Annotated in this window: 23 protein-coding genes; 12 read left to right on the top strand and 11 right to left on the bottom strand. The window is 61.0% G+C overall.

Annotation, left to right across the window (positions count from 1 at the left end; genetic code table 11):
• Positions 1-16 precede the first annotated feature (16 nt).
• Positions 17-2371 (bottom strand): ribonuclease R, encoded by a 2355-nt coding sequence (gene rnr, locus O3S81_RS12850; RefSeq protein WP_269343724.1) that lies wholly within the window; start codon positions 2369-2371, stop codon positions 17-19.
• Entirely contained in the window at positions 2368-5052 is a 2685-nt protein-coding gene (topA, locus tag O3S81_RS12845; RefSeq protein ID WP_269343723.1) for a type I DNA topoisomerase, read from the bottom strand. The genes rnr and topA overlap by 4 nt, the downstream gene beginning before the upstream one ends.
• A 257-nt stretch (positions 5053-5309) precedes the next feature.
• Here topA and O3S81_RS12840 point away from each other — a divergent pair, with 257 nt between their 5' ends.
• Positions 5310-5540: a hypothetical protein gene (locus O3S81_RS12840; protein WP_269343721.1), complete on the top strand. Its 231-nt coding sequence runs from the start codon at positions 5310-5312 to the stop codon at positions 5538-5540.
• Here the strand turns inward: O3S81_RS12840 and dprA are convergent.
• From dprA to O3S81_RS12815, 5 genes are all read right to left on the bottom strand, one after another.
• The gene (gene dprA, locus O3S81_RS12835; protein ID WP_269343719.1) at positions 5496-6635 is read right to left on the bottom strand and encodes a DNA-processing protein DprA; all 1140 of its coding nucleotides are present in this window, start codon (positions 6633-6635) and stop codon (positions 5496-5498) included. The genes O3S81_RS12840 and dprA overlap by 45 nt on opposite strands.
• A gap of 20 nt (positions 6636-6655) precedes the next feature.
• Complete coding sequence (gene plsY / locus O3S81_RS12830) at positions 6656-7273, bottom strand: glycerol-3-phosphate 1-O-acyltransferase PlsY (protein ID WP_269343718.1); 618 nt, start codon at positions 7271-7273, stop codon at positions 6656-6658.
• A gap of 48 nt (positions 7274-7321) precedes the next feature.
• Entirely contained in the window at positions 7322-8614 is a 1293-nt protein-coding gene (locus O3S81_RS12825; RefSeq protein ID WP_269343717.1) for a dihydroorotase, read from the bottom strand.
• Positions 8611-9552, bottom strand: a complete 942-nt coding sequence (locus O3S81_RS12820) for an aspartate carbamoyltransferase catalytic subunit (RefSeq protein WP_003521487.1) — start codon at positions 9550-9552, stop codon at positions 8611-8613. Before O3S81_RS12820 ends, O3S81_RS12825 begins: the two co-directional genes overlap by 4 nt.
• Before the next feature lie 244 nt (positions 9553-9796).
• On the bottom strand, positions 9797-10228 hold the full coding sequence (locus tag O3S81_RS12815) for a nuclear transport factor 2 family protein (protein WP_269343716.1): 432 nt from the start codon (positions 10226-10228) through the stop codon (positions 9797-9799).
• A gap of 286 nt (positions 10229-10514) precedes the next feature.
• Here O3S81_RS12815 and O3S81_RS12810 point away from each other — a divergent pair, with 286 nt between their 5' ends.
• From O3S81_RS12810 to O3S81_RS12785, 6 genes are all read left to right on the top strand, one after another.
• Entirely contained in the window at positions 10515-11093 is a 579-nt protein-coding gene (locus O3S81_RS12810) for a LysE family translocator (protein ID WP_269343715.1), read from the top strand.
• 137 nt (positions 11094-11230) lie between these two features.
• Positions 11231-12883, top strand: a complete 1653-nt coding sequence (locus O3S81_RS12805) for an acyl-CoA dehydrogenase family protein (protein WP_269343713.1) — start codon at positions 11231-11233, stop codon at positions 12881-12883.
• Positions 12884-13022: 139 nt separating this feature from the next.
• The gene (locus O3S81_RS12800; protein ID WP_269344423.1) at positions 13023-13634 is read left to right on the top strand and encodes a GNAT family N-acetyltransferase; all 612 of its coding nucleotides are present in this window, start codon (positions 13023-13025) and stop codon (positions 13632-13634) included.
• Positions 13635-13789: 155 nt separating this feature from the next.
• Entirely contained in the window at positions 13790-14434 is a 645-nt protein-coding gene (locus tag O3S81_RS12795; RefSeq protein WP_269343711.1) for a TetR/AcrR family transcriptional regulator, read from the top strand.
• 279 nt (positions 14435-14713) lie between these two features.
• Positions 14714-14845, top strand: coding sequence for a hypothetical protein (locus tag O3S81_RS12790; RefSeq protein WP_269344467.1), 132 nt, complete (start codon positions 14714-14716; stop codon positions 14843-14845).
• Positions 14842-15159 carry a DUF6105 family protein gene (locus O3S81_RS12785; RefSeq protein WP_269343709.1) on the top strand — a complete coding sequence of 106 codons (318 nt, stop codon included), beginning with the start codon at positions 14842-14844 and terminating at the stop codon, positions 15157-15159. Before O3S81_RS12790 ends, O3S81_RS12785 begins: the two co-directional genes overlap by 4 nt.
• Here the strand turns inward: O3S81_RS12785 and ruvX are convergent.
• The gene (ruvX, locus tag O3S81_RS12780) at positions 15111-15590 is read right to left on the bottom strand and encodes a Holliday junction resolvase RuvX (RefSeq protein ID WP_269343707.1); all 480 of its coding nucleotides are present in this window, start codon (positions 15588-15590) and stop codon (positions 15111-15113) included. The genes O3S81_RS12785 and ruvX overlap by 49 nt on opposite strands.
• Before the next feature lie 13 nt (positions 15591-15603).
• Positions 15604-15906, bottom strand: coding sequence for a zinc ribbon domain-containing protein YjdM (locus O3S81_RS12775; protein WP_269343705.1), 303 nt, complete (start codon positions 15904-15906; stop codon positions 15604-15606).
• Positions 15907-15989: 83 nt separating this feature from the next.
• Here O3S81_RS12775 and O3S81_RS12770 point away from each other — a divergent pair, with 83 nt between their 5' ends.
• The 4 genes from O3S81_RS12770 (at position 15990) to O3S81_RS12755 (ending at position 19131) form a co-directional block, all read left to right on the top strand.
• Positions 15990-16694 carry a metal-dependent hydrolase gene (locus O3S81_RS12770; protein WP_269343703.1) on the top strand — a complete coding sequence of 235 codons (705 nt, stop codon included), beginning with the start codon at positions 15990-15992 and terminating at the stop codon, positions 16692-16694.
• A 125-nt stretch (positions 16695-16819) separates the two neighbouring features.
• On the top strand, positions 16820-17107 hold the full coding sequence (gene gatC, locus O3S81_RS12765; RefSeq protein ID WP_269343701.1) for an Asp-tRNA(Asn)/Glu-tRNA(Gln) amidotransferase subunit GatC: 288 nt from the start codon (positions 16820-16822) through the stop codon (positions 17105-17107).
• Positions 17108-17161: 54 nt separating this feature from the next.
• Positions 17162-18643: an Asp-tRNA(Asn)/Glu-tRNA(Gln) amidotransferase subunit GatA gene (gatA, locus tag O3S81_RS12760; RefSeq protein WP_269343699.1), complete on the top strand. Its 1482-nt coding sequence runs from the start codon at positions 17162-17164 to the stop codon at positions 18641-18643.
• Positions 18634-19131, top strand: a complete 498-nt coding sequence (locus O3S81_RS12755; protein WP_269343698.1) for a GNAT family N-acetyltransferase — start codon at positions 18634-18636, stop codon at positions 19129-19131. Before gatA ends, O3S81_RS12755 begins: the two co-directional genes overlap by 10 nt.
• A gap of 68 nt (positions 19132-19199) precedes the next feature.
• Here the strand turns inward: O3S81_RS12755 and O3S81_RS12750 are convergent, their stop codons facing one another.
• On the bottom strand, positions 19200-19457 hold the full coding sequence (locus O3S81_RS12750; protein WP_269343696.1) for a YjhX family toxin: 258 nt from the start codon (positions 19455-19457) through the stop codon (positions 19200-19202).
• A 273-nt stretch (positions 19458-19730) separates the two neighbouring features.
• Between O3S81_RS12750 and O3S81_RS12745 the strand changes: the two genes are divergently transcribed.
• Positions 19731-20240, top strand: a complete 510-nt coding sequence (locus tag O3S81_RS12745; RefSeq protein WP_269343695.1) for a GNAT family N-acetyltransferase — start codon at positions 19731-19733, stop codon at positions 20238-20240.
• Here O3S81_RS12745 and O3S81_RS12740 read toward each other — a convergent pair.
• The gene (locus tag O3S81_RS12740; RefSeq protein WP_269343693.1) at positions 20222-20554 is read right to left on the bottom strand and encodes a DUF1294 domain-containing protein; all 333 of its coding nucleotides are present in this window, start codon (positions 20552-20554) and stop codon (positions 20222-20224) included. The genes O3S81_RS12745 and O3S81_RS12740 overlap by 19 nt on opposite strands.
• Positions 20555-20664: the final 110 nt, after the last annotated feature.

Genomic DNA, 20664 nt, shown 5'->3' with positions numbered 1-20664 from the left:
GCCTGAAGCGGTTTTGTTATCGTCGCCTTCTCGGCGGCCTTGTTCCTGGCTTGGCGGCAAGACGCGATGTCCGCCGGCCCGCCTTGTGGAAAGAGCGCGCGCCGACCGGCATCTTGCGCCCCGGGCTCAACATATCGAACCGCAGCGCACCCGCCAGTGGCACGGCTTCCGCAAGCCGGACCTGAACCGTGTCGCCAAGCTGATAGCCGAGACCGGTCTTTTCCCCGGTCAGAGCCTGATGGGCTTCATCATACAGGAAATAATCGGTTCCGAGTGTAGATATAGGAACAAAGCCATCAGCACCAAACTGCGGCAGCGCGACAAATAGTCCCGCCTTGGTGACACCGCCGACGCGGCCTTCGAATTCCTCGCCCACCCGTTCGGACAGATGATGGGCGATCAGCCGGTTGATGGTGTCGCGCTCGGCTGCCATGGCGCGGCGCTCGAAGGTCGAGATTTCGGCGGCGATATCGTCGAGCGTCGCCTCTTCCTGCGGCGTGATGCCGCCTTCGCCGAGCCCCAGCGAGCCCACTAATGCCCGATGCACGATCAGATCGGCATAACGGCGGATCGGCGAGGTGAAATGGGCGTATTTCATCAGGTTTAGGCCGAAATGGCCGATATTTTCCGGGCTGTAGATCGCCTGGCTCTGACTGCGCAGCACCATCTCGTTGACCATGATCTGGTGCGGCGTATCAATGGCACGCGCCAGAATGCCGTTGAAGGAATTGGCACGCATGGCCGCACCCTTGGCCATGGAAATACCGATGGTGCCGAGGAATTCGCGCAGCACCTCCTGCTTGGAAAGTGTGGGAGCATCGTGGACACGATAGACCAGCGGCTGCTTTTTCTTTTCCAGCGTCTCGGCGGCGGCGACATTCGCCTGGATCATCATTTCTTCGATCAGCTTATGCGCGTCGAGCCGCTCGGGAATGACGACCTTGTCCACCGTTCCATCAGGCCGAAGCAGGATCTTGCGCTCCGGCATGTCGAGCTCCAGCGGCTGGCGACGGTCGCGGCCGCGCTTCATCACCTCATAGGCGTGCCACAGCGGCTTCAGGATCGGCTCCAGCAGCGGGCCGGTCTTGTCGTCCGGCCGTCCGTCGATGGCGGACTGCGCTTGGCTGTAGGAGAGCTTGGCGGCACTCTTCATCATGATGCGGTGGAAGGTATGGCCAGCCTTGCGGCCTTCCTTCGAGAAAGTCATCCGCACAGCAAGGGCAGGGCGGTCGACGCCTTCCTTCAGCGAGCAGAGATCGTTGGAGATGCGCTCTGGCAGCATCGGCACGACGCGGTCGGGGAAATAGACGGAATTGCCTCGCTTCAGCGCCTCGCGGTCGAGCGGAGAACCGGACCGCACATACCAGGAGACATCGGCAATGGCGACGGTGACGATGACACCGTCCGGATTGTCGGGCGAAGTGTCCGGTTCGGCATAGACCGCATCGTCATGGTCCTTGGCGTCGGCCGGATCGATGGTGATGAGCGGCAGATCGCGCCAGTCCTCGCGGTGCGACATGGTCGCGGCCTTGGCGGCATCCGCTTCGGCCAGAACATTCTGCGGGAAGATATGAGGAATGCCGTGGGAATGGATCGCGATCATCGAGATCGCCTTTTCCGAGGCCACGGAGCCGATGACCGAAAGCACCTTGGCGCGCGTCAGCCCGTAACGGCCGCTATTGCGCGAGGTTTCCACCTCGATCAGATCACCATCCCTGGCGTCACCAACGCCGTCGGGGTCGATAACCATTTCTTCGCCGCGCCGGTCGATGGGCATCAGCCTTCCGCCACCGCCCGCCGTTTCCTTGAACACGCCGAGCAGCGCATTCTGGCGGCGGTCGATCAGCTTGACGACGCGGGCCGTATAGGCCGGGCCGGAACTTTCCTTGGAGGGGAATATCTTTGCGAGAATGCGGTCGCCGAGACCGGCAGCCGGGGCCTTCTTGCCGCGATCCTGCGATGACTGGCGGATCAGCACGGCCGGTGCCGCGCCCTGATCCTCCGGCCATTCCGCCGGACGGCCGATCAATTCGCCATCCTTGTCGCGGGTGGTGATGTCGAGAACCGTGACGGGCGGCAGACCGCCCGGCCGCGTCAGCGACTTGCGGCTCTTCTGCACCATGCCATCGGTTTCAAGCTCCTTCAGCAGCGCCTTCAGAACCACGCGGTTTTCGCCCTTCAGCCCGAAAGCCTTGGCGATCTCGCGTTTGGAGGCCTGCTGCGGATGGTCCGCGATGAATTTCAGCAAAACTTCGCGGGAAGGCACCTCGCCATGGATGATGCCTTCACCTTCGCTCACTCGCTTGCCACGCCCGGTGCGTCCGAAACCGTCGCTGGCGGAACCTTGTCTCTGACGCGGCGCTTTGCTCACTCTGCTGCCTTCTTGGGTTTGGCCGCTGCCTTCGGCTTGGCGGCCGCCTTGCTCTTGGTTGCCGCCTTGGCCTTGGTGGCCTTCGGCTTTGCTGCCGCGTCGCCATCGGCCTTCTTGGCAGCCGTCTTCCTGCCCTTGGCAGGCTTGCCGCCGGTGCCGGTCTTGGCGATGCGCTCGGCAATCAGCACCAGCGCCTCGTCCAGCGTCACCGAAGCCGGGTCCTGACCCTTCGGAATGGTGGCGTTGACCTTGCCCCAGTTGACGTAAGCGCCATAACGCCCGTCGCGCACGGTGATGGCGCCGCCATCGGGATGGTCACCGAGTTCCTTCAGAGCAGCCGGCGTGCCGCTGCGGCCACGCCCCGGTCCCTTGCTCTGTTTTTCGGCAATGACGGTGACGGCACGGTTCAGGCCGATCGAGAACACGTCCTCGATGCTTTCGAGATTCGCATAGGAACCGTCATGCAAAAGGAACGGCCCGTAGCGACCGAGGCCGGCGGAAATCATCTTGCCGGTTTCCGGATGCTTGCCGATATCGCGCGGCAGGTTGATCAGCGCCAGCGCCTTTTCGTGGTCGATATCTTCCGGCTTCCAGCCCTTGGGCAGCGAGGAACGCTTGGCTTCCTTGCCATCGCCGCGCTGGATATAGGGTCCGAAACGGCCGGAGCGAAGCGTCAGCTCCTCGCCGGTCATCGGATCGGAACCGAGTGCTTTCGGCTCGTTCGAGGCCGCAGCCTCCGCTTCCGCACCATCGGAGGTGAGCTGGCGCGTGTAGTTGCACTCCGGATAGTTGGAGCAACCGACGAAGGCGCCATATTTGCCGAGCTTCAGCGAAAGATTGCCGGTACCGCAAACTTGGCAGATGCGCGGATCGGAACCGTCTTCGCGCTTCGGGAAGACCAGCGGCGCCAGAACCTCGTTCAGCGCATCCAGAACATTGGTGACCCGCAGTTCCTTGGTGTCTTCGATCTGGGCGAAGAAATCCTTCCAGAAATCACGCAGAACCTGCTTCCAGTCCAGCTCACCGGCGGAAATGCGGTCGAGTTTTTCTTCCAGCGCTGCAGTGAAATCATACTCGACGTATTTGGTGAAGAAGCTCTCGAGGAAAGCCGTCACCAGCCGGCCGCGCGAATGCGGAATCAGCTTGCGTTTATCGACGACGATATATTCGCGGTCGCTCAGCGTCTTCAGCGTCGCTGCGTAGGTGGAAGGACGGCCGATGCCGAGCTCTTCCATCTTCTTGATCAGCGAGGCTTCCGAATAACGGGGCGGCGGCTCGGTGAAGTGCTGGCTGGCGTTGATCTTCTGCTTGGCGAGGTTCTCGCGCTCATTGATCGGCGGCAGACGGCCTTCGTCATCACCGTCGTCGCTCTGTTCGCCATCTTCCTTCTGGTCGGTATAGGCGGCGATGAAGCCGTCGAAACGGATCACCGAACCGACGGCGCGCAGGCCCGCCTTTTCGCCGCCATTGCTGGCGAGGATTTCGACGGTCGTGCGCTCGATTTCGGCGGACGCCATCTGGCTGGCGATACCGCGCTTCCAGATCAGGTCATAAAGACGCAGCTGGTCGGGATCGAGATAACGCTTCACCTGATCCGGCGTGCGGTTGAAATCGGTCGGGCGGATCGCTTCGTGCGCTTCCTGGGCGTTCTTGGCCTTGGTGGAATAAAAGCGCGCCTTTTCCGGCACATAACGGCCGCCGAACTGCTCGCCGATGGCGCGCCGCGCAGCGTCGATCGCCTCCGGCGCCATCTGCACGCCGTCAGTACGCATATAGGTGATCAAACCGACAGTCTCGCCGCCGATATCGATGCCTTCGTAAAGCTTCTGCGCTACCTGCATCGTCCGCGAGGCACCAAAGCCCATGCGCGAAGACGCGGCCTGCTGCAGCGTCGAGGTGGTGAAGGGCGGGCCGGGGTTGCGCTTGACGGGCTTCGCCTCGACGCTCTCCACGACATAGCTCGCGCCTTCCAGCAGCACCTTCAGCCGGTTCGCATCCTCGCCGGTCTTGATCGAGCGGGCTTGCAGTCGCTTGCCGTCGGCGGAAACCAGCTTGGCTTCGAACTCGTCACCGCGCGGTGTCTTCAAAAGCGCGCTGATGTTCCAGTATTCCTCGGAGACGAAACGCTCGATCTCGGATTCACGGTCGCAGACAAGACGTAGCGCAACCGACTGCACACGGCCGGCGGAACGCGCGCCGGGCAGCTTGCGCCACAGCACTGGCGACAGGTTGAAACCGACGAGATAATCGAGCGCGCGGCGTGCGAGATAGGCGTCGACCAGCGGCACGTCGATGTCGCGCGGGTTCGCCATCGCGTCCAGCACCGCCTTCTTGGTGATGGCGTTGAAGACCACGCGCTTCACCGGCTTGTCGCCGAGAACGCGCTTTTTCTTCAAAAGATCGAGAACGTGCCAGGAAATGGCCTCGCCTTCGCGATCCGGGTCGGTTGCGAGAATGAGGCCGTCGGAGGATTTCACCGCATCGGCAATATCCTTCATGCGCTTGGCGGATGCGCTGTCGACCTCCCAGGACATTTCGAAATCCTGGTCGGGCAGCACCGATCCGTCCTTGGCAGGAAGGTCTCTGACGTGGCCAAAGGATGCAAGAACCTTATAGCCCGAGCCAAGATACTTGTTGATCGTCTTGGCTTTGGCAGGAGATTCTACGACGACGACATTCATATTGTTCTTCTCTGGAACTGGTCCGTTAACGTGGCCCGGTCACGGCGCGATGCCGCAATTGGCCTTCCTTATAATTCGACATGGACAGGTAATGCCCGCTGGTCAAGAGGCAAGCCCGATTTTATCGCTTCAAGGTGACTGCAACCTATGGATAATCTATTGTTGTATTGCAATCTTTGGTAAATTGGTTATGATGGGCAACATCATTTGAATCTACTTAAGCTCTTCGTTTCAGGCGGATATTGCAGGATAAATATATGGTCCCGAACGCGACAAACAATAATGCTGATAATGAAGGGACCAGAGAGAACTTGGCTTACATTCGCCAGATGCTGGCGGAGTTGCGCCAGGTCGCCAGCCGCGAGGGCGCGGACATGCTGTGTTATCTGATCGAGATGGCCTATGTCGAAGTCGGCGATATCCAGAGCGGACGGCGCAAGCTGTCAATCCGCGAGGAGCGAAACCCGTCCCCCGGCATGCCGGTTTAGGCGTCCCGCTATATCAAGCTCCAGCAGCACCAGATGAACGGTGGCAGCGGAAAAGCCCGTGTGTCGGATGATGTCGTCAATCTCCACGGGCGAGGGGCCGAGGGCGGAAGCGATAACGCTGCGCTCATCGTCTCCGGGAGGTGACATGTCCTCGTCGGAGCGCGGTTCCTCGATCTTGCGGTCATAGGGCAATTGCGGCTCCATCAGCGGTCGCAGCGCTTCGAGAATATCGGCCGCACCCGTGGTCAGCATGGCGCCTTCCTTGATCAGCCGGTTGGTGCCTTCGCAGCGTGGATCGAGCGGGGAGCCGGGCACGGCAAAAACCAGCCGTCCCGCTTCGCCGGCAAGCCGCGCCGTAATCAGCGAACCCGAGCGCTCCGCCGCCTCCACGATGACGACGCCAAGCGACACGCCCGCGATCAACCGGTTGCGGCGGGGAAAATCCCGGGCGCGGGGTTCCCAGCCAAAGGGCATTTCGCTGATCGTTGCGCCGCCCTGATCATATATGTCCTGCAGAAGCCCGAAATTTTCCGGCGGGTAAGGGCGGTCGAGGCCGCCTGCCAGCATCGCCACGGTGCCCGTTGCAAGGCTTGCCCGGTGTGCGGCCGCATCGATGCCACGCGCCAGCCCGGAGGCGATCGTATAACCGGCACGTCCACAGTCGCGTGCCAGCATGGCGGCGAATTTCGCGCCGTTGATGGAGGCATTGCGCGAGCCGACGATGCCGACGCACGGCCTTGTCGCTGCATCTGCCGAGCCCTTCATGGCGATCAGCGGTGGCGCGCCATCCATCTGCCGCAGGGCAGGTGGGTAATCCGGTTCGCCAATGCCGACGAAACGCGCGCCGCATCTCTCAGCGGTTTCGATCTCGCCTTCCGCTTCCGCCTGTGTGGCGATGCGCGGGCTGCGGGAGGAACCGCCGCGCCGCGAAAGCTCGGGCAGGGCATCGAGCGCCTTTTCGGCGCTGCCGAAATGATTGATGAGTTCGCGAAAGGTAACGGGACCGATATTGTCGCTGCGGATGAGCCTCAGCCACGCGACCCGCTGTCGCGCGGAAAGCTCTATGCCCTGCCGTGTCGTTTCCTCATGCGGCATGGCTTGTCCTCAAGATGGGCTCAGCCCTTTTGACCGATCCTGCTTTCGGTGCCCGCCAGCAGGCGCGCGATATTCTCGCGGTGTTTCCACCAGGAAATCACGCTGAGCAGCGTCACCAGCAGCGCCGTCTTTTCCGGACCAAGCACCCAGAGCGCCACGGGAATGACCAGCATGGCAAGCAGCGCCGAGAGCGAGGAATAACGGGTGATGAAGGCTGTCGCGAGCCAGATCAGCGCAAAGGCCAGCATCATCAGCGGTGCTGCACCCAGGAGCACGCCGATATAGGTCGCCACACCCTTGCCGCCCTTGAAACCCAGCCACACCGGAAACAGGTGACCGAGAAAGGCGAATAAACCGGCGACCAGCGATGCCTCGTAACCCCAGAGAGCATTGGCGACCAGAACCGCCGCCGTACCCTTAAGCGCGTCGAGCAGCAGGGTTGCGGCGGCGAGCTTCTTGTTACCGGTGCGCAGCACATTGGTGGCGCCGATATTGCCGGAGCCGATCTTGCGCACGTCACCCAGCCCCGCCATGCGGGTGAGGATGAGGCCGAAGGGGATGGAGCCAAGCAGATAGCCGATCAGCGCCGCCAGCGCGAGAAGGGCAGGCGCCGTCTGCCAGTCAGTCAAAGCACTCATTCAAACGTCCCCTCTGTCGCGCTGCCCGCGTGATCTCTGCCGGTGATCTTATGCCAAGGAATGAACGGCTTTGCCAGCCACATAAGTGGCGACGGCACGGCCGCTGAAACGGGCATCCTCGAACGGCGTGTTCTTGGATTTCGACACCAATTGTTCCTTCGCCACGAGCCACGGTTCGTCGAGATCGATCAGGGTGATATCGGCTTTCGCGCCAGCCTTCAGCGTTCCGGCGTCGAGACCGAAAATCTTGGCCGGGCGGGTGGAGAGCGCATCGATCAGCCGCATCAGCGGAACCTCGCCACTGTGGTAGAGGCGCAGCGCCGCCGCCAGCATAGTTTCCAGCCCCACCGCGCCGCTCGCCGCATCGGAAAACGGCAGGCGCTTGGTGTCGACATCCTGCGGGTCATGGGAGGAGACGATGATGTCGATCGTGCCGTCCTTCAGGGCTTCCACCATGGCCTTACGGTCGTCTTCGGCGCGCAGCGGCGGGGAAAGCTTGAAGAAGGTGCGGTATTCGCCGATATCGTTCTCATTGAGCGTGAGGTGGTTGATGGAAATGCCACAGGTGGCTTTCACGCCCCGTTGCCGGGCGATACGGATCGCCTCTGCCGATTCCGGTACGGAAATCTTGGCGGCGTGGTAGATCGCCTGCGTCAGGCCGGCAATGCGAAGGTCACGCTCCAGCGGAATGATCTCGGCTTCCTTCGGAACGCCCGACAGCCCGAGCCAGCTTGCGAAAAGCCCCTCGTTCATGTCGCCGCCGCCGATATATTTGTCGCGGGTCTCGAGCGCGATGACGGCGCCCAGTTCGCGGGCATAGGTCATGGCGCGGCGCAGCACCAGCGTGTCGGAAAGCGCCTTGCGACCATTGGTGAAGGCAACCGCACCGGCTTCCTTCAACATGCCGAATTCGGTCATTTCCTCGCCATTGAGGCCCTTGGTCAGGGCCGCTGCCGGATGGACATTGACGATTGCCTTGTCGCGCGCCGTCTTCTTCACATATTCGACAAGCGCGATGTCATCGATGACAGGATCGGTATCCGGCATCACGATGACGCTGGTGACACCGCCGGCCGCTGCCGCGCGTGAGGCGGATTCGATGGTTTCGCGGTGCTCGGCACCGGGTTCGCCGACAAAGACGCGGGCATCAACCAGACCGGGAACGGCCACGATACCCTTGCAGTCGCGCACCGTCGCACCTTCCGGCGCGCCTTGATTGTGCGCATCCTTGCCTGCTGCGAGAATGGTGCCATCGGCACCGATGACGATGCTGCCGGTCTCATCCAGATTGCGGGAGGGATCAACGATGCGGAGGTTCTTGAGAACGGTAACGGCACTCATACGCGCTCACCCTGGTTTTGCGAGACAAGCAGGGTTTCCATGACGGCCATGCGCACGGCAACCCCCATTTCCACCTGGCTTTCGATGACGCTCTGCGGACCGTCTGCCACGTCGGAGGCGATTTCCACGCCGCGGTTCATCGGGCCGGGATGCATGACCAGCGCATCTTCCTTCGCCGCCTTCAGCTTTTCGGCGTCGAGGCCGTAATAATGGAAATATTCGCGCACCGAAGGCACGAAGGAACCGGACATGCGCTCACGCTGCAGGCGCAGCATCATCACCACGTCGGCGTTTTTCAAACCTTCCTTCATGTCGTGGAAGACTTCCACGCTCATGTCGCGAATGCCCGAAGGCAGAAGCGTGGCGGGGGCGACAACGCGGACGCGCGCGCCCATCTGGTTGAGGAGGATGATATTGGAGCGGGCCACGCGCGAATGCAGCACATCACCGCAGATCGCAACCGTGATGCCGGAAAGTTCCCCCTTGGCGCGACGGATGGTCAGCGCATCGAGTAGCGCCTGCGTCGGGTGCTCATGCTGGCCGTCGCCGGCATTCACCACGGAGCAGGCGACCTTCTGCGCGAGAAGGGCTGCTGCACCGGCGGAAGAGTGGCGCACCACCAGCACATCCGGACGCATCGCATTCAGCGTCATCGCCGTGTCGATCAGCGTTTCGCCCTTCTTCACCGAGGAATTGCCGACCGACATGTTCATCACGTCTGCGCCGAGGCGCTTTCCGGCCAGCTCGAAGGAGGATTGCGTGCGCGTCGAGGCTTCGAAGAACAGGTTGATCTGCGTCAGGCCTCTCAGCGTCGAGGTCTTTTTCTCGCGCTGACGGCTGATTTTCACCGCCTCGTCGGCCTTGTCGAGAAGCAGGGTGATATCCTGATGGGAAAGCCCCTTGATGCCGAGGAGATGGCGATGGGGGAAGAAGACCATGCGGTTTGCCTCCTGACGGGCGCCGCATTTTCCCGTGAAAATGCCCGGAACGCCCGAATGCTGATCCGTGCGCTCCCATTCGCTGTGAACACGCCTCAGGAGTGCCGCGGAATTCGGTCCTGCGCTCTATAGAGACTGCATGGTCGCGGGGCAAGCGCCGGCGGCCCCTGAAATGAAAACACGACGATGTTTCCCCAACCCTCTAGACCGGCATTTCGGCGGGCGGTGATGGGACGAGCGCGTGTCATACGATGTCATGCTTCTTTAAAAGCGCCTGCTCGTCTCCCGACGCCCAGCCGAAAACTTTCGGCGGCCCGTCCAGCTCCTGTACGAAGTAGTGAACGTCGAAATCGATCGCGACATCGGGTCGGCCCTTGCGGGCGAAGGTCGCCGTCCAGGCGACATGGGCGACGCAATGATGTTCATCGATGGGCGAGATACGGATATGGCGTATCCGCATCTCCTTCGTTCCTATGGCCCGATAGCGCTCGTAACCCTTCGTCATGACCTGCTTCAGGTGGTCATCGTTCTTTCCGGTCATCACCCCGGCAGGGGATGCGGCGATGAAGTTGGAGGCGTAGAGGGATGCAACCTCCTCCATATTCATGTCGCCCTTGAGAGACTTGTTGAAAAACCGCTCATATCGTTCGAAGAGCTTTCTTGCGCTGGCCTCCATGGCTTCCTCCCTGTGCAGCCTTTCAGTAAGTCGCGAACCGAAAAAGCCTGCCGCAAGTTCCACACCGGGCGAAGGATTATGCAGAATGTTGATGATGGTGGTTCAAACGAGATCGTCCGAGAGCTGCAGGCGGGGACTTGCAATAGGCGGAACCCGAAGTTTGGTCAGAGTCGGGAATGCTTCTTCACTTGCCTTATATCAAGGCGCACCGCCGTGGCATCAGTCAGTTTCAGTTGGAGTTCAAAGCTAATTCCTGGCTACGACGCAGGTGATCGGACCTATCGAAATGTATTCCTATTCTGTTTTCGCTCTTGCCGTTCTGGCTCTGCTTCTGACGCCCGGCCCGACGAACACGCTTCTGGCCCTTTCCGGTGCCGGTCGTGGCGTCCGGGCGTCGCTGCCGCTGATGATCGGTGAAATCACCGGCTACCTGCTCGTCATCCTTGCCGTTGCCGTGCTGTTTTCCGAGTTTCTGAAAACGCATGCGGGCCTTGCGCAGGCAATCAAGCTCTGCGCTGCCATCTGGGTGGCGTTTCTGGCCGCCCGGTTATGGACGTTGCCGTCCTCAACGCCGATCGGGGAGGCGATAACACTTCGCCGGGTTTTCGTGACCACCTGCCTCAACCCGAAGGCGCTGATCGTCGGCCTCGTCCTGTTGCCGCAGGCCCCGCTGGCTGAAATCTGGCCGCATATCCTGCTTTTTTCGGTGCTGGTGGGTTTTGCGGCCCTCGTATGGCTATCGGCCGGGGCGCTTCTTATCCGCCATGCCGGCCAGTCTTCGCCGCGGCTGGTGCGCGGCACCGCTTCGGGCTTCCTCCTGGTGCTTTCGCTCGGTCTTGCCGGAAACGTGTTTGGCATTCTCTAGGCCGGATACCTAAATCAGGGTCACTCCCGAAAAATGCTGAAAGCGGCGGCTTAATCGTCTCAATCGCTTCCTGTGGGTGGAATTATGCAATATCACCCCACTATGCAATGCCAGTACAAAACAGCTAGAAGCAGCGGATGACCCAGAATTCCCGGACAGAAGAATCGCTCGCCGAACTGAACCAGCCTAGCCTCTGGTCCGGCATCAATGCCTATCGTTCCGATCCGCTGATCGTCGATCTCACCTCCGGCCTGTCGCGCAATCTGAGGGACGAGTACGATCAGCTCGGCCGCTACGTCACCTCGCATGAGGCGCAGGAGCTGGCGCGCATGGCCAATCAGGGCGTGCCGCAGCTGCACACCCACGGCCCGCGCGGCGAGCGTCTCGACCAGGTGGAATTCCATCCCGCCTGGCATGCGCTGATGCGCCGTTCGATGTCATCAGGCCTGCATTCCAGCGTCTGGGAGAACTCTCCCGATACGCGCGGCAATGAGCACAAGGCCCGCGCCACGAAATTCTACCTGACTTCGCAGCTGGAGGCGGGGCATCTCTGCCCGCTGACCATGACGAGCGCCTCCGTTGCCGCCATCATGGCTTCGCCGCGCGTACAGAAGGAATGGGCGCCGAAGATTCTCTCGCGCAAATATGATTCTGCGCAGAAACCGGCCCTGCAGAAAACCGCCGTCACCATCGGCATGGGCATGACGGAAAAGCAGGGCGGCACGGATGTGCGTGCCAACCGCACCACGGCCGAGCGGGTGGGCGAGGGCATCTATCGCCTGTCCGGCCACAAGTGGTTCCTCTCCGCGCCGATGAGCGACGGCTTCGTCATGCTGGCCCAGATGGGCGATGGCATGGGCTGCTTCCTCGTACCGCGTTATCTCGAGGACGGTTCGAAGAACGGCCTGCATTTCCAGCGGCTGAAGGACAAGCTCGGCAACCGCTCCAATGCGTCGGCCGAAGTCGAGTTCACCGATGCCTTCGGTTATCTGCTCGGCGATCCCGGCAGCGGCATCCGCACCATCCTGGATATGGTGACGTTGACGCGGCTCGATTGCGCGCTGGCATCATCAGGCATGATGCGCGCCTCGCTCGCCGAAGCCGTGCATTTCGCCCGCGGCCGTTCGGTTTTCGGCAAGATGCTGGTCAGCCAGCCGATCATGACGCGCGTTCTCGCCGACATGGCGCTGGATGTGGCCGCCGCGACGGCACTCTCCTTCCGGCTGGCGACGGCCTTCGATGCTGCCCGCAACAATCCGGCAGAAGCCGCTTATGCGCGGGTCATGACGCCTATCGTCAAATACTGGTGCTGCAAGATCGCGCCGGCGCTCATCTATGAGGCCATGGAATGCCTTGGCGGCAATGGATACGTGGAAGAGCGGCCGATTGCCCGCCACTATCGCGAAGCGCCCATCAACGCCATCTGGGAAGGCTCGGGCAACGTCATGGCGCTGGATGTGCTGCGGGTTCTCCAGCGCGGCAAGGATCTGTTCGATCTCGTCTTCCAGACGCTGGAGCGCGATCTCGGACCTGCCGGCAAGAAGACCACCGACGTGTTGCGTGCCGCAATCGCCCTTGCCGAACGCGACGAGGGCGCGGCCCGCCTGCTGGTGGAACAGTTCGCGCTTGCGGCCGCTGCTGCCGAGCTTTGCCGGCTGGGTGCCGGCAAGATCGCCGATGCCTTCCTCGAAACGCGTCTCGCAGGCGGCTGGCGCCACACTTACGGCATGCTCGATTCCCGCTTCGATCCGACTTATATAATCGATTTATTGTATCCGCCCGCATCCTGACCGATAAAGGGCGGAGAGCAATTGTTGCAGTCCCTGTGGGAGGGGTATCGGATTTGAGACGAAGCGTTGGTGTGGGGTGTATTCCTGTTTTTCAGGCGGTTGGCGCGTGTCCGCGCGTGAAGATGGAGGGTGCCTGCAAATGCTGACCTTCCGCTCCGCCCGCTCTGAAGATGAAGAGGCGCTCTACGCCATAAGCCTTGCCACCGGCGATGCCGGGCAGGATGCTACGGCGCTTTACAATGACGGCCACATGGTCGGGCACATCTATTCCGCGCCCTATCTTCATCTCTGGCCCGATGCCGTTTTCGTGGCGGAGGATGAGGAGGGTGTCTGCGGTTACATCGTCGGCGCGCTCGATACGGCTTCGCACGAAGAACGGCTGGAGCAGGAATGGTGGCCGCATCTGCGCGCCCTTTATCCCGATCCCGGTGGCGACCAGCAGACATGGGACGCCGACCAGCGCCGCGCCCATTTCATCCACCATCCGCGCCGCACGCCGTCCTGGCTTACCGATCCGTTTCCGGCCCATATTCACATGAACCTTTTGCCGCGCACGCAGGGCAAGGGCGGTGGCACCCGGCTTCTGTCCCGCTGGCTCGACATGGCGCGACAGAACAGCGTCTACGGCATTCACCTCGGCGCCAGCGAACGTAACCATGCGGGCATGCGGTTCTGGGAAACCCGTGGCTTCAAACGTCTCGACAGCCACGAAACGCCCGGCAGCGTCTGGTTCGGTATGGGGCTGGAGTGACATTGGCGGATTCCATGAGACATGGATTCGGGATTGTTCACGTCAACAACCCTTCATCCACAGGAACCTTCCGTTCATCCATCCCGCCACATTGTTCTTGTCTTCATGCTTTGTTAACCCGTTCAAAAGGCCTTTCAGAGAACGGGTAGGGAATCATGCTGGCGAACGCAGAGGCGATTTCAGCCGACAGACCGGAAAAGCGCATCAAGGATCGCGCTCAGACCGAGAAGGCGATTTTTAATGCGGCGCGGTCGCTGCTTGCCGAAGAGGGGTTTCAGGGCTTCGGCATCAATGCCGTTGCCCGCCGCGCCGGCTGTGACAAGCAACTGATCTACCGTTATTTCGGCGGCCTTGATGGTCTGATCGAGGCGATCGGCGAGGATCTCGGTTCCTGGGTGAAGGATCGCATTCCCGAGGATACCGGCGGCATGTTTCTGCTGACCTATGGCGACCTCATGGAAAAGCTGGCGCTTTATTTCATGGATGCGCTGCGCAGCGATCCGCTCGTCTGCAAGATCATCGCCTGGGAAGTGTCCGATGGCTCGCCGCAGGTGCGCCAACTGGCCGAAGCCCGCGCCAAGTCGCTGGGCAAATGGCTGGAGCGCATGCGCGGTTCGCTTGCTGCTCCGAAGGGCGTGGATACCGCTGCCGTCAACGCCGTACTGTTCGCCGCCATCCAGCACCTTGTCATCTCCGCTGCCACAAGCGGCCAGTTTGCCGGCGTGCCGCTCAAATCGGACCGGGACTGGGACAAGATCGCCACGGCCGTCAAAAGGCTGGTGCGCGGCGTTTACGGCTGAGCCGGTTTCACCGGCGGAAGTCAGCCGGCCTTCGGGGCCGATGGGGCATTAAAGAAAAATCAGCCATGTTTTCATCGGCAGGCAACCGCAGGGCAGGTCCATCCGTTGCTTCTGCCACGGGTTTTCCACACCCATGCCGGCCGCATTAACCATAATGACAGCTTTCATTTGCCTCGCCACGGCTGCGGGTCCAGTGTGTATTAATAAAGTGTTAACCATGCGCAATGACTGCGCATAAGGGAGCCGCAAGTGAGCCGCTGGACAGCCTTGGGCGTCATGATGACGTTTTTTGCTATGCTGCCGTTGGATATCGACGTGCCGGCGCTGAACCTGTGCCTTATGGCCGTGGTGCGCTGGGCGGTGCTTGCTGGCATTCCCGATACGATTTTTGCGCGAGGGCAGGCGGCATGAAGTGGTTTTTGATCCTCTGGGCCGGTCCCGTCGCGCTGCTTGGCAGCTGGTACTGGCTTTCCTATTACGACATGAGTTTCGGCTTCTATATGCTGACGCGCCAGACACATGATCTGGTATTCGAGATTTACGGCACTATTCTCGGCCTGCCGCCGGAAAGCCTGCCGCCGCTGGTGGCGCGTGCCATTGCGGTCGACAGCCTGATCGTTTTTGCGATCCTCGCCTTCCGCAAGAGAAAGCAGATCGCCGCCTGGTGGCAGGGCCGTCAGTCGGCCGCGCGGGTCAGCGCGGAAAGCCTGTCCAGCGCACCCTGAAGAATGAAGCTCGCGGCGGCCGAATCGATGCGTTCGGCACGCTTGGCGCGTGAGACGTCCATTTCCAGCAGCGCGCGTTCGGCCGCGACGGTGGAAAGCCGTTCATCCCAGAAAATGAAGGGCAGGGCGGTTTTTTCGCCCATGGTGCGCACGAAAGCGCGTGTCGCCTGCACGCGCGGACCGGCCGAACCATCCATGTTCATCGGCAGCCCGATGATGAAGGCGGTGACTTTTTCCTTTTCGGCAAAAGCCAGCAGCACTTCCGCGTCCTGCGTGAATTTCACTCGTTTGATGACGGGGCGCGGCGTCGCGAAACGCCGCGACAGGTCCGACATGGCAAGCCCGATGGTCTTCGTGCCAAGGTCGAGGCCGGCAATCGCCTGTCCGGGCTGAAGGGTTTCCGCCAGTTCCTCGATGCTGAGTATCGCCATGTCGCGCGCTGCCTTATCGTTTGCGGACGAATTCGGTGCGCAGCACCAGACCCTTGACCGCATCATGCCTGCAATCGATTTCTTCGGGATTGTCGGTCAGGCGGATCGACTTGATGACGGTGCCCTGCTTGATGACCGTGCTGGTGCCCTTGACTTTCAAGTCCTTGATCAGCGTCACGGAATCGCCATCCGCCAGCAGATTGCCGGCCGCATCGCGCACTTCCTTTGAGCGCGCCGCTTCAGCAGCCAGTTCGGAAGCCGGCCGCCATTCGCCGGTGGCTTCGTCATACACATAATCGTCATTGTCAGCGGCCATTGTCGCTTCTCCTAAATATCGGTAGTGCGGTTTCTCAAGCCGTCCTATGTCATACTACAAGGGCAATACAAGGAGAACTTCCCATGAAAATCACCTGGCTCGGCCATTCCGCCTTCCGCCTTGAGAACGGCAGAACGAAAATCCTCATCGATCCGTTCTTCACCGGCAACCCTGCTTTTGCCGGACAGGATGCGAAAACGGCGGCCGAAGGCATCACCCATATTCTCCTGACCCACGGCCATGGCGACCATGTCGGCGATACCGTCCAGCTTGCCCGCGAAACGGGTGCCACGGTGCTGGCGAACGCCGATCTTGCCGCGTGGCTTTCCGCAAAGGGTGTCGCGAAGGTCGATATGGGCAATACCGGCGGGACCGTGCATTTCGACGGTTTTTCCGTCACTTTCACCAATGCGCTGCATTCCTCGGCCCAGATCACCGAAGACGGCGTCTCCCATTCGCTCGGCAATGCCAACGGTCTGATGCTGCATTTCGAGGACGGTCCGGCCGTCTATCATATGGGTGACACGGATATCTTCTCCGACATGAAGCTCATCAACGAACTGCACCAGCCGGATATCGGCCTGGTGCCGATCGGTGATCGTTTCACCATGGGCGGTGCCGTGGCGGCGCTCGCCTGCCAGCGCTTCTTCAAGTTCGAGCACGTCATTCCCTGCCACTACGGTTCCTTCCCGATCATCGACCAGACGCCGGAAAAGTTCGTGGCCGGCATGGAAGGCGCGGAAGCGCGTGTCCACACGCCGAAGACGGGCGATACGCTCTCCTTCTGAGGCTCCCCCAGAGCATGTCGTTGCCGCAAAACCGCTCCGCAGTTTGACGCGACATGCTTTCTACCGTTGCGAAGGACGGACATGGTGATTATAGCGGGTAGGAAAATTCCTACCGGAGTAAAACCATGTCCGTCGATCTCGCCACCGTAAAGCGCGTTGCGCGCCTTGCCCGTATCGCTGTCAGTGAAGAAGAAGCACAGAATATGCTCGGCCAGCTGAACGGCATACTCGGTTTCGTGGAGCAGCTTTCGGAAGTGAATGTCGACGGCGTCGAGCCGATGACGTCCGTTACCCCGGTGGAAATGAAAAAACGTGCCGACGCGGTGACCGACGGCAACAAGGCGGAAGACATTGTCGCCAATGCGCCTGCGACCGACCGGGACTTCTTCATGGTCCCGAAAGTGGTCGAATAAGCGACCGCCTCTGCCGCCCGATTTTTCCGAGATTTTCGAAAGCCGTTGCCGACCATGACCGACCTGACGAGCCTGACCATTGCCGAAGCCCGCGAAAAGCTGAAGGCCAAAGAATTTTCCGCCCTCGAGTTGACCGACGCCTATCTCTCCGCCATCGATGCGGCGAACGGCGCCTTGAACGCCTATGTGGCGACGACGCCGGAAAAGGCGCGCGACATGGCGAAAGCCTCCGACGAACGCATCGCCGCCGGCAAGGCCGGTGAGCTGGAAGGCGTTCCGCTCGGCGTGAAGGACCTTTTCGCCACCCGCGACGTACACACGCAGGCGTGTTCGCATGTTCTCGATGGTTTCAAGCCGAAATACGAATCCACCGTCACCCAGAACCTCTGGGATCAGGGCGCCGTCATGCTCGGCAAGCTCAACATGGACGAATTCGCCATGGGTTCGTCCAATGAAAGCTCCTGGTACGGCCCGGCCATCAACCCGTGGCGCGCCAATGGTTCCGACCAGAAGCTGGTGCCCGGTGGTTCCTCCGGCGGTTCGGCGGCAGCCGTTGCCGCGCATCTGTGCGCCGGCGCCACCGCGACCGACACCGGCGGCTCCATCCGCCAGCCGGCAGCCTTCACCGGCACCGTCGGCATCAAGCCCACCTATGGCCGCTGCTCGCGCTTCGGCATTGTCGCTTATGCTTCTTCGCTCGATCAGGCCGGCCCGATCGCCCGCGACGTGCGCGACGCCGCCATCCTCCTGAAGACCATGGCGAGTGTGGATGCGAAAGACACCACCTCCGTCGACCTGCCGGTGCCGGATTATGAAAAGGCCATCGGCCAGTCGCTGAAGGGCCTGAAGATCGGTATTCCGAAGGAATATCGCGTCGACGGCATGCCGGAAGAGATCGAAAAGCTCTGGGCCAAGGGCGTGGAATGGCTGCGCGACGCCGGTGCCGAAGTGGTCGATATCTCGTTGCCGCACACCAAATACGCGCTGCCCGCTTATTACATCGTCGCGCCGGCGGAAGCCTCGTCCAACCTTGCCCGTTATGACGGCGTTCGTTACGGCCTGCGCGTCGACGGCAAGGATATTGCCGATATGTACGAAAAGAGCCGCGCCGCCGGTTTCGGCAAGGAAGTGCAGCGCCGCATCATGGTCGGCACCTATGTGCTTTCGGCCGGTTATTACGATGCCTATTACCTGAAGGCGCAGAAGGTCCGCACCCTTATCAAGCGCGACTTCGAAAACGTCTTCCATGAGGGCGTTGATGCCATTCTGGCGCCGATCACCCCGTCTTCCGCCTTCGCTGTCGGTGATGAGGAACTCGCATCCGATCCGGTGAAGATGTACCTGCAGGACGTCTTCACCATCACCGTCAACATGGCCGGTCTTCCGGGCCTTTCGGTTCCGGCCGGTCTTGACGGAAAGGGACTGCCGCTCGGCCTGCAGCTCATCGGTAAGCCTTTCGAGGAAGAAACGCTGTTCAAGACGGCCCATGCCATCGAGCAGGCTGCCGGCAAGTTCACTCCCACCAAGTGGTGGTAAGCGACCTCAAGCTCAGAGACATGAACGAAGCCGATCGCGATGCGGTCGGCTTCGTTGGTTTTGCCGCCTGGCGATCCGGTGAGGCCTTCGATGACAGTTATCTCGATCCTGATGTCATCGAGCGGGTGAGGGGTGAATTCGAGAATTTCGCCAAGTCTCCGAGCGGTGATGTCGTCATCGCCGAAATCGATGGCCTCGTTGTCGGCTGGGGCGCGTGCGATACAGCGCCTCATCATATTTCCGATCTGTGGGTGGACCCCAACTGGCAGGGCAAGGGGATCGGCAAAGCCCTGATCCTCCATTTTCTCGACAGGATGCAAGCGAAGAACCTGCCGCTTGCCACGATCGACACCCACGCCAGAAACCGTGCCGCCATCGGTCTTTATGAGCGCTGTGGGTTTCAGATCGTCTGGCGCGGCATGGAATGGTCCGGCATCATGAAAGTCGAGCTTGAAAAGGTGAAGCTGGAGCGCAGGCTCTCGCCTTAATCCCTTCTTCGTGCCGTGGCCGTCGCTGGATCAATGCCGGGCGACGGTGTGCCGCCGCCCAGCCAGTTCTATCTGTTGTCCAGCTCACCCCGCACGAGTTCCAGCCCGCGTGTGGTGATACGATAGGGCTTGCCGCCGGAAGAGGCTATTGCCCTCTTTCGCTTCAGCTTGCGGAAGGTGAGGAGATCGAGGCCACTGAAAATCCAGCCCTCGCGCGTGAAAAGCGAGAGTTTTTCGATTTTATGGGCGTCGTCTCGAACGAGTTCAATTCTGCCGCCCTGGGCGAGCAGGTGAAGAATGCGCTGTTCGGCGCGGGAAATGTCCATTTTTGGAAGTCCGGTCGGCGTCATCTAGACGCGTGAAAACAAACCCGGGTGCCGTTAGGGCAGCCGGCTCGATTTCATATGGCCCGGCGCGCAAGAAACTTGCGGGCAGGGCCCTTACCAGGACTCCGATTGAGCGAACATAAAAACTCCGTTCTTGCTCCTTTTGGGTAGCGGGCGAAACCGTCGCGGTCAAGTCCGCGCAAGCGCGACAAAACCCTGCTGGTCGAATCGCGCTGCCAATGGTTTACTTTCCACGGCCATGGAGGGCGCGGCTTGATCGTCATTCGCAATGCGCATGAACAGGAAGCGGAGGTTCTGGCGGCCATCGGCCTCAGGGCATGGCGGCAGGCAACAGCGGCGCTCGGCATCACACCGACGCTTTACGACAATGCGGCCAGTGCCTTTTCCAATTTCACCCGCTCGTCATGGTTGGCCATCCGCGTGGCGGAATTTGGTGGCGCGGTTGCCGGATGGGCGGCGCGGGAACATTTCAACGAGACGATATCCGATTTCTGGATCGATCCGGATTTTCAGCGGCGACGTATCGGTACCTTGCTGCTGGCGGATATGGAGCGATTGATCCGGGAAAGGGGGTTCGACGCCATCCTGCTTGAAACCCATGCCCAAAACGAGCCCGCCGTCGCGTTTTTCCGACATCATGATTACAGCATTCGCTGGCTTTCGGTTTCTTATGCCCCCAAACTCGATCGGGACGTGCAGTCGGTCGGCCTGCAGAAGCAACTGGTCGAGGCCGAGAGCGGCCTTTACGGCACGGAGTTCTGAAAGAGAAGCCCAAGGTCGTTTGCAAGCCGCGTCGGCCACGCCGGCATAATGACAAGGGATGCAACGAGGCCTGCCTGCACCATCACGATGAGTAGCAGGATGCTGCGGAAAGGTTCCTTGCGCGTTTTATGTCGCAGCAGGCGTTGCGCCGAAATCGCACCCATGCTGCCGCCCGCCAGCGCAAGCCATAGCAGGGTGCTTTCGCGAATGCGCCAGCCGCCGTTTCCCGCCGCCTGCTTGTCCCGCCAATAGACAAGAAAGACGAAAAGATTGAAGGCGATATAGATCAAGAAACACAGAATGATCGTCATCATGACCTGAATTGAAATCGAGAAGCGTAAAAAACCCGTGTCCCACGCCGCCGAAAAGCCGGTGCGTCGTGTCACAGGGTGCAAGATGTCTTGCGCCCGCGCGCCATTTGTTC

This window comes from Agrobacterium sp. SOY23, assembly GCF_027212525.1.
Lineage (GTDB): Bacteria > Pseudomonadota > Alphaproteobacteria > Rhizobiales > Rhizobiaceae > Agrobacterium > Agrobacterium tumefaciens_I.
Note: the sequence above shows the minus strand (reverse complement) of the source record. Positions and strands in the feature narration are given on the sequence as shown.